This is a genomic window from Allocoleopsis sp. (assembly GCF_036703385.1).
Classification (GTDB): Bacteria; Cyanobacteriota; Cyanobacteriia; order Cyanobacteriales; family Coleofasciculaceae; genus Allocoleopsis.
On the sequence record NZ_DATNPA010000742.1, the window covers coordinates 1 to 16,039 of the forward strand.

General features: G+C 47.5%; 13 protein-coding genes and 2 pseudogenes. 12 read left to right on the forward strand and 3 right to left on the reverse strand.

Translation table 11 applies throughout. The annotated features are described in order from the left end of the window. A partial coding sequence (locus V6C93_RS34970; protein WP_333481303.1) for an FHA domain-containing protein occupies positions 1-469 on the reverse strand: 469 nt, incomplete at its 3' end. Between the two features lie 317 nt (positions 470-786). Then, positions 787-1,191 (reverse strand): annotated as a pseudogene (locus V6C93_RS34975) (RNA-guided endonuclease InsQ/TnpB family protein); the annotation flags it as partial. Positions 1,192-1,286: 95 nt separating this feature from the next. Between V6C93_RS34975 and V6C93_RS34980 the strand changes: the two are divergent. The 10 genes from V6C93_RS34980 to V6C93_RS35025 all read left to right on the forward strand — a co-directional run bounded on the left by V6C93_RS34980 (position 1,287) and on the right by V6C93_RS35025 (position 12,560). Next, a complete protein-coding gene (locus tag V6C93_RS34980) occupies positions 1,287-1,652 on the forward strand; it encodes a ferredoxin thioredoxin reductase catalytic beta subunit (RefSeq protein WP_333481316.1) in 366 nt (121 codons plus the stop codon). Between the two features lie 90 nt (positions 1,653-1,742). Then, positions 1,743-2,177: a DUF309 domain-containing protein gene (locus tag V6C93_RS34985; RefSeq protein WP_333481305.1), complete on the forward strand. Its 435-nt coding sequence runs from the start codon at positions 1,743-1,745 to the stop codon at positions 2,175-2,177. Positions 2,178-2,440: 263 nt separating this feature from the next. Further along, positions 2,441-2,965, forward strand: coding sequence for an LptA/OstA family protein (locus V6C93_RS34990; RefSeq protein ID WP_333481306.1), 525 nt, complete (start codon positions 2,441-2,443; stop codon positions 2,963-2,965). 110 nt (positions 2,966-3,075) lie between these two features. Beyond that, the gene (lptB, locus tag V6C93_RS34995) at positions 3,076-3,804 is read left to right on the forward strand and encodes an LPS export ABC transporter ATP-binding protein (RefSeq protein ID WP_349262936.1); all 729 of its coding nucleotides are present in this window, start codon (positions 3,076-3,078) and stop codon (positions 3,802-3,804) included. A 210-nt stretch (positions 3,805-4,014) separates the two neighbouring features. After that, on the forward strand, positions 4,015-5,856 hold the full coding sequence (locus tag V6C93_RS35000) for a glycosyltransferase family 39 protein (protein WP_333481308.1): 1,842 nt from the start codon (positions 4,015-4,017) through the stop codon (positions 5,854-5,856). Beyond that, positions 5,856-7,523 carry an ArnT family glycosyltransferase gene (locus V6C93_RS35005; RefSeq protein ID WP_333481309.1) on the forward strand — a complete coding sequence of 556 codons (1,668 nt, stop codon included), beginning with the start codon at positions 5,856-5,858 and terminating at the stop codon, positions 7,521-7,523. Before V6C93_RS35000 ends, V6C93_RS35005 begins: the two co-directional genes overlap by 1 nt. Before the next feature lie 195 nt (positions 7,524-7,718). Beyond that, positions 7,719-8,771, forward strand: a complete 1,053-nt coding sequence (locus tag V6C93_RS35010; protein ID WP_333481310.1) for an aromatic ring-hydroxylating dioxygenase subunit alpha — start codon at positions 7,719-7,721, stop codon at positions 8,769-8,771. 222 nt (positions 8,772-8,993) lie between these two features. Further along, complete coding sequence (locus V6C93_RS35015) at positions 8,994-10,160, forward strand: LptF/LptG family permease (protein WP_333481311.1); 1,167 nt, start codon at positions 8,994-8,996, stop codon at positions 10,158-10,160. Between the two features lie 243 nt (positions 10,161-10,403). After that, complete coding sequence (locus V6C93_RS35020; RefSeq protein ID WP_333481312.1) at positions 10,404-11,744, forward strand: Nramp family divalent metal transporter; 1,341 nt, start codon at positions 10,404-10,406, stop codon at positions 11,742-11,744. 108 nt (positions 11,745-11,852) lie between these two features. Further along, complete coding sequence (locus V6C93_RS35025; RefSeq protein ID WP_333481313.1) at positions 11,853-12,560, forward strand: tetratricopeptide repeat protein; 708 nt, start codon at positions 11,853-11,855, stop codon at positions 12,558-12,560. An 80-nt stretch (positions 12,561-12,640) separates the two neighbouring features. Here the strand turns inward: V6C93_RS35025 and V6C93_RS35030 are convergent, their stop codons facing one another. Then, a complete protein-coding gene (locus V6C93_RS35030) occupies positions 12,641-14,065 on the reverse strand; it encodes an NADP-dependent isocitrate dehydrogenase (protein WP_333481314.1) in 1,425 nt (474 codons plus the stop codon). Between the two features lie 1,103 nt (positions 14,066-15,168). On the opposite strand from V6C93_RS35030, the gene V6C93_RS35035 reads away from it, so the two are divergent. Continuing rightward, complete coding sequence (locus tag V6C93_RS35035; RefSeq protein WP_333481315.1) at positions 15,169-15,903, forward strand: response regulator transcription factor; 735 nt, start codon at positions 15,169-15,171, stop codon at positions 15,901-15,903. Positions 15,904-15,927: 24 nt separating this feature from the next. Beyond that, a pseudogene (locus V6C93_RS38640) lies at positions 15,928-16,039 on the forward strand (D-glycero-beta-D-manno-heptose 1-phosphate adenylyltransferase); the annotation flags it as partial.

A 16,039-nucleotide genomic window follows, 5' to 3' on the forward strand; every position in this document is an offset into this window, starting at 1 on the left:
TGGAACTCAAAAATGCGAGACCTCCAAGCATTAGTGCTAATCCCAGAAACTTGGTAAAAAGAGCCACATGCTCTGCTTCTTCCTTTTCTGCATTGCTGGTAACAGGAGGAATGTTCTTCGAGAGTTGAAACAAAAAGGTTACCTGGTTGTCTTTGCCGAGGTCTATCCTGTCTCCTAACCTTAGCTGATGCTGAGTTAGAGGTCTTAAAAGTGATTCATTGAGATAGGTTCCGTTAGCACTCCCCAAATCTTCAATAAAGTAAGTATTTCCCTGAACCAAGATATGGGCGTGAATTCTTGAAACAACCTCAGAATTAAGAAAATTTGAAACATCAATATCAGGGGGGATGCGGTCATTTGGCTTGCCAATATGAATAACAGAAAGATTTAGCGGTAAATCAATATAAGTATTTGTTTGAACGTGAAGCAGTTTTGGTAGTTGTCCTGTTTGTACTCGTGTGGCTTGCATGATTAGATGTCCTGGTAAATTCCTGCTCTCAGTATTCAGAACAGCGGCGTGCTTCGCTATGGGATAAATACGGAAAAATTTTTCCGATGGCGACAACTATCCGTATTTAAACGGAGAGCTTGCACCAGTCTCAAGCAACCTCATAACCCGCCCAGAGTTTAAACTCTTGCGTCATAGCTCAAGTCCACTTGAGTGAAATGAAATTCTTATCCAGGAGATCCCCCTTCCGTCCCCCTTAACAAGGGGGAAACCAGAGGATGCTACGCTTTTGAAAGTCAGGGAGACTTTGAGCAGATTCTCCCCCCCTCGTTTCTAACGTCGTAAGCGACCAAATCGTTAGATTGGATTACGCAACGTGCCACTCTCTTGGCATGTTCTTCACGTTGCCAATCGCGAAGCGTGCGCGTTAGCGCCCCACTTATCTTGAGGTGTACTCGCCCGACGCTGCTAATGGCTTTTCTACGGTTGCCAGAGCCTTTTTTCTTGCGAGAAACACGCCGTTGTTTAAACTTTAAGCGCTTCTCGCCCTTCCGATAAAACCTAGGGTTAGGCTCAGTGTGACCGTTGCTATCGGTGTAGAACTCTTTGACGCCTACATCCAAGCCGATCATCTTTCCTGTTAGCTCTACATCTACTTTATTCTCAGTACTCACCAAGAACTGAACGTAGTAGCCATCAGCCCGACGTACTAACCTGACTCGTTTTATCTGCTCTAAAAGAAAGCCGTCCTGGAAGGACGGAGCTTTAAACCCAGTCTTTTCGGTAAAAGCAGTACGTTACAATGCAAAAAAATTGTTTACCTGCCGAACCTGACTCAATGAACACTTCACCAGCCAATAATCTCTCCAGTGATAAAAACTTGGATGCAATGAGGCATTTTTCTGAAACCTACGCTAAGCGTACTGGTACTTACTTTTGCGTTGACCCTTCCGTGACGGCTGTGGTGATTGAAGGACTCGCCAAAAACAAAGATGATCTTGGCTCTCCTTTGTGTCCCTGCCGTCACTATGAGGACAAACAAGCCGAAGTGAAAGCCGCCTATTGGAACTGTCCTTGTATTCCCATGCGGGAACGCAAAGACTGCCACTGTATGCTGTTCTTGACTCCGGATAACGACTTTGCCGGTGACAGGCAGGATATTAGCATGGAAGAAATTTACGCAGTGCGAGAAAGCATGGCCTAACTCTCTGTATAGGCTCAACCCCCTGGATACATAACTCCAGGGGAGGTCGTCTAGGCGATCGCCAATCCAAAATCCTTCCATCTAAATCCAATGGTACCTGTTGCACCGCCTGACGAATTTTGGCAGGGTGTTGAGCAATTTAACCAGCAGGAGTATTACGCCTGTCACGACTCCTTAGAAGCATTGTGGATAGAAGCTGTTGAGCCGCAAAAACGCTTTTACCAAGGGGTTTTGCAAATTGCTGTTGCCTGCCATCACTTACTCAATCTCAACTGGCGCGGTGCTGTGATTTTGCTAGGTGAGGGAATGGGACGCCTCAGAGACTACCAGCCCGACTATGAAGGAATTGATGTCACGAGTTTAATAATCCAGAGTGCCGAACTTTTGCAGGCATTACAAAAATCGGGACAAGAGCAAGTGGCTGATTTTGTCAAGTATCTAGAAGCAGAGCCGAGTGGTGATGCTAACGAGTTCAGTGAAGAAGCGATCGCTCGGTTACCGAGAATTTGGCGAGTTGAGTCCTAATACAGTTGTTGTAGATGGCTAGGTTAGCAGGCTAGCACGTTGCTGGTGACAGCTCATCTTTCAACCTTCAACCTTCAACCTTCAACCTTCAACGTCTTAGCTGAGAAACTTCTAAAATATTTCGTCGTCAAGAGAGCTACAGCCATTTCTGGCAGGAGCGCTCCTTATCCTACTAAAGCAGAGGGCGTGAGTTTTCTTGTTGGATTTCTGTAAACTAGGCACAGCAGCATCAAAATCTTTGACCTCAGTTACCTGTAGAACCTATGAAGCCTTCCCTTCGACTCTCTGACAACTTAAGGCGACGCTTAGGTTTAGCTGTATTGCTTCCGGCTACCTGCCTCGGAGCGATCGCCATTCCAACTCACCTACAAAACGCCCAAGCACAAACCGGGGATGGTCGTGCCATCACTATCCGTTCCGATGTCCAAGAAGCTGACCGAACTACCGAAGTGATCACGGCGCGCGGTAACGTACAAATTGACTACCCAGCCCGACAAATTCAAGCAACCGCCGCCCAAGCCCAGTTCTTTAATCGAGAACGCCGCATTGTCCTCAGTGGCAACGTGTACGTTTTGCAAAATGGCAATAGTATGCGAGGCGAGACCATCACCTATTTGATTGATGAGGGTCGTTTTATCGCACTGCCCAGGAGCAATCGGCAAGTAGAATCCACTTACATTGTTTCTGACCCTGAATCCCCCACCTCACCGGTAGCACCCCCAGTGACTCCCCCGAAGCCCAAATCAACCTTCAAGACACCCGTTAGTAAGCCAGCATCTGGGCGGTGAAAGAGTTGAAGGTTAGAACCTTGAAAGTTGAAGGTTAGAACGTTAAACATTCAAAGTAAGCAAAGATAACCTTCAACCAGATAACCTTCAACTCCCAAGAGGTGAAATCATTGAAAATTGTTCTCGAAAATATTCATAAATCTTATGGCAATCGGTCAATTGTCAAACGTGTCAACCTGTCAGTCGCCCAAGGGGAAATAGTAGGGCTGCTCGGCCCCAACGGTGCGGGGAAGACAACAACGTTTTACATCGCCACCGGTTTAGAAAAACCCAACCAAGGCACTGTTTGGCTAGACAATGAGGACATCACCTCGCTGCCAATCAATGAGCGAGCGCATCTTGGTATTGGCTATCTCGCCCAGGAAGCCAGTATCTTCCGTCATCTCAGTGTCCAGGACAATATTAAACTTGTGCTAGAGCAAACTAAGGTGCCTCGTCAGGAGTGGCGCTGGCGACTGCGGAACTTGCTCCAAGAGTTTCGCTTGGAAAAGGTCGCCCATACTCTGGGAAACCAAGTCTCGGGAGGAGAACGGCGTCGAACAGAACTGGCACGATCCTTAGCGGCTGGTGTAGAAGGCCCAAAATTTTTGTTTTTGGATGAACCCTTTGCTGGAGTTGACCCGATCGCAGTGGCAGAGATTCAAAAAATTGTAGCGGGATTGCGCGATCGCCAGATGGGTATTTTAATTACCGACCACAACGTCCGAGAAACCCTCGCCATTACCGATCGCTCTTACATTATGAGAGATGGACAAATCTTAGCGTCTGGCAGCACTGAAGAACTTTATGCCAACCCCTTAGTGCGACAGTACTACCTAGGCGATGAATTCCAGCGATAAGCTATGCGCATTTAAATTGCATCCTCTTCTCCCCCAATTCCCCTAGCCTCCCCAGCTTCTTACCCTATAACTTGAATGCCGATTAGCTTAGCCTTGGCAAATTTGTGGGCTGGGCGAGTAAGCAGTAAACTGCTCTGGTAAATGTTATGTCCAGTGCCTGGTAGTCTACAGGCTTAATAGTGAGACTTACCCTCTGATTCTCAAGATTCCATGAAATTCAGTTTTGATCGCCTGATTACACGAGGTTTGAAAACCTGGGAGCGCCATCCATCCAGCGCTTGGGTGCTGTCAATTGGGTGGATACTCTTAATTAGCTTCGTCGCTTTCTTTTGGAACTTGGGCAACACTGGCTTACTGGATGAAACAGAGCCTCTGTTTGTTGAAGCCTCTCGACAAATGACGATAACGGGGGATTGGATTACTCCCTACTTCAACGGAGTCACTCGATTTGATAAGCCACCATTAATCTACTGGTGTCAGGCGATCGCTTTTCTCACCTTTGGCGTCAACGAGTTTGCCGCCCGACTCCCTTCAGCACTCGCCGGATTAGCCCTAACCGGTTTTTGCTTCTACACCCTACGGTATTTTGGCAGTTCTATAGAGTCCTGGAAACCGGGGACAGCAGAAATTTCCAATTCTAATTCCCAATCTCAATGGCAATCCTGGCTCGTCGCCAGCTTGGGAGCCGCTATGGTAGCCTTAAACCCCCTAACCTTATTCTTTGGGCGTACAGGCTACTCCGATATGTTACTGAGTTTCTGTTTCGGAGGAGCGCTCTTAGCTTTCTTTCTGGGCTATGCTCAACCCGAACAACGGAAAGTTCAGGAACGTTGGTATCTAGCATTCTACGTCCTGAGTGCTTTGGCGGTTTTAACCAAGGGGCCTGTCGGTATTGTCCTGCCAGGATTGATTATCGCTGCTTTTCTGCTTTATGTGGGCAGACTCAGGGAAGTGCTTGAGGAAATGCGCGTAGTGCGAGGTGGTTTAATTTTTCTAGCGATCGCCGTACCCTGGTTTATTCTGGTGACGTTGCGTAACGGCGAAGCTTATATTGATTCGTTTTTTGGTTACCACAATTTTGAACGTTTCACAAGTGTTGTCAATCAACATGGGGGGCCTTGGTACCAGCAAATCTTGGTCATGTTAGTGGGCTTTACCCCTTGGACTGTTGCTCTGCCAGCCGCGATCGCACAAATTAAAGTTCTCCAGCGACAACGTTGGCAAAAGTCACCCCGCTCTACCCACCTTGGCTTATTTACCCTATTTTGGTTTGCGATCGTCTTGGGGTTTTTCACCGTCGCCGCCACCAAATATTTCAGCTACACTCTGCCCTTAATGCCAGCCGCTGCAATTCTGGTGGCGTTGTGGTGGAGTGATCAGATCGCCCAAGGGCAAATTTTCCAGCACACTGTGGAACAGACGGGGACGCCTGTCTTCAGCCTCAAGCTAACCAGCATTTTTAGTATTGTAATTTTTCTCACCTTAGCAGGGGCGAGTTACTACTGTCCTCATTGGCTGAATGATGACTCCTCCATGCCGAATCTGGGAGTATTAATTGACCAATACCGTTTAAATGTTGTGGGGGCTGTAATTTGGGGAGCCAGTGCGCTCGCTGGAACCGCTTTTCTACTACGCCGTCAAGCCTACTGGCTCTGGGGTGTTAGCTTTTTAGGCTTTGTTGCCTTCTTAATGTTTGTGATCATACCGGCCTCAGGCATTATCGATAGCGAACGCCAACTCCCTCTGCGCCAAATAGCTGAATCTGTGATGCAGGTGCAAGAACAGGGTGAAAAACTCGTGATGATTACGGATGGATTTGAAAAGCCCACTTTGGTTTTCTATACCCAACGGCATGTGACGTTTGTGCATGACTCGACTAAAGCCCTTGTGCAGCTCAAGAACGTCGAAAAAGAATCGAATACGGGTTCTGTCCTGTTGATTGCTACGCGTGAATCTTTAGAAAAAACCGGATTGCAGCCTAACCAGTATCAACCAATCCGTAACGCTGGAATGTATCAGTTAGTTCGTGTACCGAGGGCAAGGATTGTTTAATGCAGACGCTTCAGAAATGGTTGGCTCAAAAAACCAATCAATCCGTACTCTGGTGGCTGTTGGGGGGACTGCTATTTCGAGGCTTTGTTGCCTTCTGGCTGTACCCTGGCTTTGATGAAGCCTACTATTATCTTTACAGTATCCATCTAGACTGGAGCTATTTCGATCATCCCGTTTTAGTGGCGCTGCTCACGGGTTTCGGCCCTTGGTTGACCGGAGACGTTTCCCAATTTACAATCCGCCTGGGAACGCTGATTTTACATACAGGTAGCTTGATATTGCTGTATCTGACCAGTGCCAAACTGTTCTCAGAAAAAGCAGCAAGAATGACTTTAGCGATCGCAACCCTCGTTCCAATCTTTCAAGTTGCGTTTGGCATCCTCACCCTACCTGATGTCCCCCTAATGTTTTTTTGGACAGCCAGTTTATACTGTGCTGCTCAGGAATTTTTTAGGCAACCGACACCTTCCCAAAACTACAGTGGGTTAGACATAGATGAATCTCAACCCTCAATTCCATACCAACCCAGTTATCGCCTAGCCATTCTCGGTGTCTTGGTGGGTTTAGCCTGCCTTGGCAAGTATCATGGGTTTGTTTTGGGCTTTGGATTTGTTGGTTTCTGTCTAACCAGTTCACGGTATCGCTCTGCACTCCTGTCACCTTGGGCATGGCTGGGAGTAGGCTTATTGATTGTTACCATCTTCCCCATTTGGTTTTGGAATATACAGCATGATTGGGTATCGTTTCGGTTTCAATTAAATCGCGGGGTACCTCATCGTGAATTCAGCCTGTTGAAGGTAGGCATCGTTTTTCTCTCTGGGGTAGCTTACTTATTCCCAACCTTCGGATTGCCACTTTGGTGGGTAACTTTGCGCTCAATACAGGCTCAAATCCGGCAACTTTTTTCTAAAAAGTCATGGCCTGAACAAAGCGATTTTCAGCAAAAGCAGTTGCTCATTTTATGGGTGTCCTTACCCCTAACCTTGGGATTTACCCTGATGGGAGGGTATCAGCAAATTTTGCCAACTTGGCCAATGCCAGGGTTTTGGAGTCTAACCTTGTTGCTAGGAGAACAAGCCGTCATCTGGCAGCAACAATCCCGGCGTTGGGTACGGCGATGGCTAAAAGGTTCAGGGTTTTTTATCGGCACCTGTTTACTGCTGGCACTGCTTCATGTGGCAACAGGCACGCTGCAAAGTGGGAGCCGATATGCTGTCATGGGAGGATTTTGGCAGCCTCAAGATGACCCCTCTACAGAACTGATTGATATTCAGCAACTGCGGCGAGGCTTTGCGGAATCTCCCCTTCTCACTAAAGCTTTACATGACTCTGGCTTTATCTTTACCAACGGCTACTACCTAGCGGGTCAAATTGCGATGGCACTTACCCCGCTGGCTCACACACCGATTACATGCTTTGCTCCGGATATGCGTGGCTTTGCGTTCTGGTCAAAATCCGAGCAATGGCTGGGGCAAGATGCACTGTACATTACTCTTGACCGCTTTTATCAAAAAAAAGAATTAACCGATCGGTATCGCGATTACTTCAAGAATCTACAGGAGATTGGAACAGTACCGATTCGACGAGGGGGTGGCGTGATTGAAGTCATTCATGTTTCTCAAGCTAAGACCCTGCTAAAGCCCTATCCTCGACCTTATGGCATCTGACGCGTAAGTCCGAAAATTTGCCTGAGTCCTCTGGTATCATTTCCGTTTGCATCCCAATTAACAGACATCTTGCCCAAAAACTGTGCGACTCTCTGCGCGACCCTCTGCGCGACTCTGCGTTAAAAAAACCGACTATTGCCATACCCACGGATTCGATTTGATACACCAAACAAGCCTTCTAAAAACAGGGTGACTGTGACGGAAAACAAGAACTTTTTCTTACGCAACCTTTGGTACTACGCGCTACCAGGCGGTCAGCTCAAACCTGGAGCGACGATCGCAAAAAACTTACTGAGTGAACCCGTGCTGCTGGGTCGCACCCTTACTGGTCAACCTTTTGCCTTGCGAGACATTTGTCCCCATCGAGGGATACCGCTCAGCTGTGGGGGGTTCGACGGGCAAGAAATAGAATGCTGTTACCACGGGTGGCGCTTCGATTCGACTGGACGTTGCACGGTTATCCCTTCCCTCCTCGAAAGTCAAGACTTCGATTTTAGCCGCTTCCGGGTTAAGCAATATCCGGTGCGCGAGGTTCAAGGAAACATTTGGATTTACATGGCAGCGGACGATAAAGCAGATGCCAGTCCATCTGATATCGATATTCCAATGGTTCCCTACTTTGGCGACCAGGCCTATCAGTTGGCGGAAACGGTCAAGCTGCCGTGCTTTGTGGATCATGCCGTGGTTGGGTTAGTAGACCCGGCTCACTCAGCGTTCGTACATCGTGCCTGGTGGTGGCGCTCGCCGCGCTCGCTTTATGAAGAAGTTAAACAGTTCGATCCGTCGCCTTACGGGTTTACAATGCGGCGGCACAAGATTTTGAACGTACCGAAGGCTTATTTGCTGGTCGGTGGCGTACCCGAAACCGAGATCTCCTTTCGTCTGCCCAGCGTGCGAATCGAGCACGTGAGCACGGATCGTCACACGCTGTGCAACCTGACAACGGTGACCCCAATTTCGGAAACGGAGACAGAAATTCATTTTGTCGCCTATTGGACTATGCCTTGGCTGACACCCCTGAAGCCTTTCTTACGGCCTGTGGTGCGAGGATTTCTCAACCAGGATCGTCAGGTTTTACTCAAGCAGCAGATGGGATTAAAATACAACCCAAGCCTGATGCTGATTAAGGACGCCGACACCCAGGCACGTTGGTACTACCAGTTGAAGGCGGAGTTTGCCCGTTCTTTATCAGAAAAACGCCCCTTTGTCAACCCCGTTAAAGAACAGGTGTTGCGCTGGCGCGGTTGACAGTAGAGTTAACTTTCACAATACAGGGCTTCTCAGCTAGAGTATGCCTGATGATTCGCTGACTCAAACTGAGTACAACCATCGTCAAACCACCAGTCCCTCGTTGTAGCTGTCAGTAGATGGATACATCTTCAAAGGCAGAGTCTGCTGTCTGCGAGAGTGCTGGCTCAGTGAGAGGAGTTTGTCAAAATCTGTAAATGTGAAGGTTAACTACTGACTGCAATGAAATTAGGTACAAATCAATTTGTTTATTCCCTCATCCCTGGCCTATCAGTCATGGATCGGTACATCATTACGGAACTCATACCGCCATTTCTGTTTGGGGTTGGTGCCTTTTCCTCAGTTGGTGTTGCGATCGGTACCCTATTCGATTTGGTGCGGAAAATAACGGATGCGGGACTGCCCATAGGCATTGCGGTTCAAGTGCTGATGTTGAAAATGCCCTTATTTATCTCCTATGCTTTTCCCATGTCTACCCTTCTGGCTGCGATGATGACATTCGCTCGCTTCAGCGGTGATAGCGAGTTGATTGCCCTGCGTGGCTGTGGTGTTAGTCTCTACCGAATTGTTGCGCCTGCGGTGGTTTTGAGTTTGGTTGTCACAGGAATGACCTTTTTATTTAATGAGTTGGTTGTCCCCGCCGCCAATCACCAAGCCTCCGCCACTATGGAAAAAGCCCTGAAACAAGAGAAGCCATCCTTTCAAGAAAGCAACATTTTCTATCCCGAATATGGAGAGGTTACACAACCTGATGGTCAAAAAATCCGGGCGCTCAGGCGCTTATTTTACGCGAATCAATTTGACGGCGAACGCATGAAAGGATTGACTATCCTAGACTGGTCTCAGCAGAGTCTGAATCAAATCGTAACCGCTGAATCTGCCATTTGGAACCCAGCTCAAAATACCTGGGATTTCTTCAATGGAACTATTTATGTCATTTCTCCCGATGCTTCATACCGCAATATTGTGCGATTTGAAAATCAACAGCTGAAACTGCCCAAATCCCCTCTCGATTTTGCTGGAAAAGACCGTGACTCCGCTGAGATGAACATTGCCCAAATTCATGATTATAAGGAAATTGTGAGAGTGAGTGGCGATGCCAAGAAACTCCGTAAGCTCGATTTACGGGTTCAACAAAAACTTGCTTTTCCCTTTGTTTGCCTGGTCTTTGGACTAATCGGTGCAGTTTTGGGAACCCGACCTCAACGCACGGGTAGGGCTACAAGCTTTGGTATCAGTATTATTATTATTTTTTCCTACTACTTACTGAACTTTATCTGTGAGGCATTAGGTTTATCTAATGTTCTCTCTCCCATCATGGCGGCCTGGTTGCCCAATGTCTTTGGTGTAGGAACAGGAGGATTCTTGTTATATAGAACAGCACGATAGGAAGCGTTGTTGAACTAAATTAAGAGTCTGCCTACTTTTTAGAAGTCTCACCTGAGCCTTTAGTCCTGCACATGGCAGCTGCTACTCTGGTGTCTGTTGGTGTGGTACTGGCTGGCGTTGCCATTGATTCATTCACAGGCTGTAGTGTCTGTCAACTGAACTTTACATGTCTTGAGGGTGATGACGCACCTTAAAAGTCTTATGATTATGAAAAAAATATGAAAAAATAAAATTCAAAAACGAATGCCATTTTCAGAAAATGAAAATCCTGCTCGTAGACCAAGCCTGCCTGAAGTCCACCGCAGCATTAAAGTCCCTAATGTAAAAAGCTTCTGGCGTAAAATGCTGGTCTATGCAGGACCTGGCTATCTCGTATCGGTGGGGTATATGGACCCTGGCAACTGGGCAACAGACATTGCTGGAGGCGCTCAGTTTGGCTATGGGCTGTTGACGGTAATCCTGCTCTCGAATTTGATGGCGATTTTGCTGCAATCGCTATGTGTACGTTTGGGTGTAGCTACAGGGCTAGATTTGGCACAGGCTTGTCGGGACTATTTCAATCTACGAGTTAACTTTTGTTTATGGGTACTCTGCGAAATTGCGATCGCGGCTTGTGACCTCGCCGAACTTTTGGGCAGTGCGATCGCCCTGCAACTCCTTTTTGGAATACCCTTAGTGTGGGGCGTCTGTATTACCGCACTAGATGTGCTTGTGTTGTTATTCCTGCAAGGTAAAGGCTTTCGCTATGTGGAAGCTTTGGTTATTACCCTAGTAGCAACAGTGGGAGTTTGTTTTACAGCCGAAATTCTTTTCTCCCAACCAGATGCAGCAGGTATTTTGTATGGGTATATGCCCAAACCAGAGATTTTACAAAACCCAGATATGCTCTACATCGCTATCGGCATTTTGGGGGCAACGGTGATGCCACATAATTTATATTTACACTCCTCAATTGTGCAAACCCGCGATTGGCAACCCACGACCCAAAACCGGTGGGAAGCGATTAAGTTTAGCACCATTGATTCCACTGTGGCTTTGTCGTTAGCACTGTTTATCAATTCAGCAATTTTAATAGTATCTGCCGCAACATTTCATTTTTCCGGCTATCAGGATGTGGCAGAAATACAAGATGCTTACAAACTACTTTCACCCTTATTGGGGGTTAGTGTTGCCAGTACTATTTTTGGACTAGCTTTGTTAGCTTCCGGGCAAAGTTCAACGCTAACTGCAACCTTAGCAGGGCAGATCGTCATGGAAGGCTTTTTGCAGCTTCGCCTTCCTTCCTGGTTACGTCGTCTAGCCACCCGACTGATTGCTATTGTTCCGGCATTAATTGCAATTATTTTCTTTGGTGAAAAGAGTACAGGTAGCTTACTAGTTTTCAGTCAAGTCATTTTAAGCTTACAATTATCATTTGCAGTAATTCCCTTAGTGATGTTTACTTCAGATCGCCGCTTGATGGGTGATTTTGTCAATCCATTTTGGCTGAAAACTTTAGGCTGGCTAGTTACTATGGTCATTGTTGGCTTAAACGTTTGGCTGCTATGGCAAACCTTTTTAAGCTGGTTGTCTGCTAGTCCGTAATGTGTGTTTCCGGCTGAGGTTGTTTCTAGTGGGCATTTACGATTAGGTAGTCGGCAACTTTCCGTGCAGTTTGAATACAACTGTTATAAGTGTGGAGCCTGTAGAGTCATGAGCCTCATTCACAGAACCGTTGCGCTTCTAGGATTAGTCATTGTACTGGGTGAAACACCCATTATTGTCTTGGCTCAACCACCACAAACACTCAATAACCAGACAAATGCTGTAGATTTATTCAACCAGGGTGTGAACAAAACGCAGCGAGGAGACTATCAAGGTGCCATAAATGACTTTAATCAAGTCCTCAAGATAGACCCCAAGGTCATTGAAGCATACTGCAACCGGGGTCTAGCCCGTTTTGGACTCGGAGACTATCAGGGTGCAATAGCCGACTTTAATCTGGCACTACGGGTCGAGCCAAACCATGCTGATGCCTATAACAATTTGGGGAATGTTCGTGTGGTAATGGGGGATCTAAAAGCAGCGTTGGCGGACTTTGACTCCGCAGTACGACTCGATCCCAAATTAGTCGATGCCTTATACAATCGGGCAGTAACCCGCTCCGAGTTGGGAAACCTACAAGGTGCGATCGCAGATTACAATCAGGTAATTCAGCTCGAGCCTACCCTAGCTCAAGCCTACGGCAACCGAGGACTTATCCGTTCTCAACAAAGAGACAAGTCAGGAGCGCTTACCGATTTACAGCAAGCCGCAAAACTCTTTCGTAATCAAGGGAATACAGCGGCCTATCAACAAACGCTCTCGTATATCGAGAAGATTCAGCATTCGCCAAACCCCAGCCCTTCTAAACAACCTTAAACTCGGTTCCGAAGTCCTCCGATGGGGAGAACTTCGGCTTAAATAAACTTTACAGAGTTAGCTGAGTTACTCCCACTCCCCTAATGGAAGTGCTTGATGATCGCATCCGCGAACTCAGAACACTTCAGGGGGGGATCGACAGGCGGAGTCATCATCCGGGCTAAGTCGTAGGTGACTTCTCGATTGGCGATCGCATCTCCAATTCCCTTCTTAATCAGATCCGCCGCTTCCTGCCAACCCATAAACTCCAACATCATCACCCCCGACAGGATAACCGAGCCAGGATTTATCCGGTCTAAGCCCGCATGTTTAGGTGCGGTGCCGTGAGTGGCCTCAAAAATCGCACAAGTGTCGCCAATATTGGCTCCTGGCCCCATACCTAATCCGCCCACGATCGCAGCCGCCGCATCGGATAGGTAATCCCCATTTAGGTTCATCGTAGCGAGAATCGAGTATTCATCAGGTCGAGTCTGGATTTGCTGGAAAATGCTGTCAGCAATCCGGTCATTGACCATTACTTTCTCTTTCCACTGACCGCTACCGTGAGTGTCCCAAATCGCCTTCAGAACGCTTTCCACCTCACTCGTCACTTCAGCTTGCTTCTCTGGCGTCAGGGCGTCGTAACCCGGCTCAATCTGACGAGCATTGTCCTCCAAAGTGATATCGGGATTTCGCTCCTTGTTGCTGAGAATCCAGGATTCCCGTTCCGTCACACATTCAGCCCGAAACTCGGTCGTGGCTAGCTCATAGCCCCAATCTCGAAAGGCTCCTTCGGTGTACTTCATAATGTTGCCCTTATGCACCAAAGTCACCTGCTGCTTATCTTTGGGTAAACGCAGGGCGTGCCGGATGGCGCGGCGCACCAGACGCTGGGAACCCGTTTTACTAATGGGTTTAATGCCAATTCCAGAGTCAAGGGGAATTTGCTTTTTGCCGTGTTCGGGTGTGCCTGGAATCAGCTCATTATTAAGTAACGAAATCAGTTTTTCAGCCATTAGGCTACCTTGACGCCACTCAATTCCCAGATAGATATCCTCGGTATTTTCCCGGTAGATAATCACATCGAGTTTCTCAGGCGTTTTGTGGGGAGAGGGTGTTCCAGCGTAATACTTGCAGGGACGCACACAGGCGTAAAGGTCATTAATCTGCCGCAGGGCAACATTGAGGGAACGAATTCCTCCCCCGATTGGGGTGGTTAATGGCCCTTTGATGGCAATGCCATATTCTTTAATCGCTTGAAGAGTATCTTCGGGTAAATATTGATAAGTGCCGTATCTGTCGCAAGCTTCATCACCGGCATAAATCTTAAACCAGCTGATTTGTCGCTTGCCACCATAGGCGGCGTGGACAGCGGCATCGAATACCTTTTGAGCCGCCGGCCAGATATCGACACCCGTACCATCGCCGCGAATGAAAGGAATAATCGGATTATCGGGAACAATGGGTTCACCATCTTTGAAGGTAATGCGAGAGCCGATATCCGGAGGAGTTATTTTCTCGTACATAAAGCAGTTTATTGGAGTCGAGATTCGCATCGGTAGAGCCTATGCAGGCAAGCTACCAGAGCCTTTGAGGTGGATGTAGCTAAATTAAGCTTTTTTGCAGATACAACAACGCGATCTCTCTTGAAAGGAACTTTAGCCGCCACTTGGCAGACAGTCTTTTCCTTTAAAGGAATTACAAGCTTCGTTAGAAGTTAGCATCTCTGTGTTTAGACTGCATCTGACGTAAGGTTAATTTTTGTATAGATTTCATTAATTTTGCCAAAAATTAACCCATTCAGATGTCGATTATCCTCAAAGCAAGTGCCAACGACAATCAAAGCTTGACCTAAGCGGGGACAGCTTGGAGCAGCGTATGAGATAAGCCATTATGCTGTAATAGAACACCTTAGGCACTTGACCGCAAACCGGGTTAAGTCAACCAGGGCGTCCCTAAAGCCTCGGGATACTTATGAAGCGGCGTCCGCGACACTAAGGCTCTCTGTGCTACAGACCACTCAATGTGCTGGCTCTGACGCTATGGTGCGGATCGCTGTGCCAGAGGCGATGGCTCTTAGTAACATAGCGATAACGCTACCTTGCCTCAGCATGAACGGAGATACTCTATTGCCGTGATCGGCTTCACCGATGGGTTCAGACCAAGAAATCGTCTTGCTCGGCTCAAGCTTTATCCTGTAGGGAAGCGTGAAACTTAGCTATCCTAATTTGGGTTCTTTCATTAGGGTGCTTTAGCGCGAAAACTCCCCTTACTGCTTGCAATTTCCAACGGTTAGGCTAGAAGCAGCGAACCTCAGAGGCTTATTGCTCAATAACCCCAATCTCAGTAGTCGTCGAAATAGTCCTAATGCAACTTATGATCTCAAGTGACAAAATAAACCTGAATTCGACCTAAGGCAGAAAGTCTAACTTTAGTAACCTGTAGCGTTAGGTTGCTCCTGCCTTCTGATACAGTCTAATTTCTGAACTCGGATTCAGGTAAACAGAACAAATATGATGTATTGCTTATTTCAGTACTACTCTAAAGCGCCCCAATTTAAAAAGTTAGGAGATAGAGCCAGTAACCCAAGAACCGAGACTCTTGCATGGAAGGTGGCTCCAGCAAAACGATGAAAAAGATCTTAATCGTTGACGACGATAGAACGATGCGAACGGTCTTGACTCGTTACCTTGAAAATCGGGGATACCAAGTGGAACAAGTGGGTTCTGGTGCTGAAGCTTTAGTGGCTTTTGCCAAAAATCCACCGGATTTGGTAGTCTCTGATGTGATGATGACAGAAATGGACGGGTTGGAATTTTGTCGCCGCTTGCGGGCCACTCCTTCCGGTCAACTGATGCCATTTATCTTTTTGTCGGGGAAGGGAGAACTAGAGGATCGAATTTATGGTCACGAGATCGGAGCGGATGATTATTTAACCAAACCCGTTGACCCTAGAGAGTTAGTCGCTAAAATTGAGGCGCAGCTAGAGCGAACCCGCCGTATCCATTCTGAGATTATCCGGTTAATGCAGCTGTCGTTCGGTTCAGGCGCGACTCAGTCATTAACCCCTCCTTCACTCCCTGAATTCTCGGAGATATCGGCAGCTACTGCCGAGGAAGTGACAACACCCGGCCCGTTACCTTTGACACCCGCAGAAGAACGAGTCTTTTGGGAAGTGATTCAAGGATTGACCAACAAACAAATAAGCGATCGCTTATTTATCAGCCCTCGCACCGTTCAAACTCATCTAAGCAGCATCCTCAATAAGCTAGGACTAGAGAATCGTGCTCAACTGATTCGCTTTGCTTACGAACAGGGCTACCAATCTCCTAACGAAGAGAAAGAAAGTGAGCAGGAGAGATAAGACTATTCACTGGATTTAATCTAAGCCCTTCAGCCGGAGATTTACGTCAAAGGGGGGGCTATAGTCAGTCAACGCTACCCGAAGCCCCCATTGTTCAAGCCTACGGGGGACGGATAGAGTTCGTGGAAGTAGAAGT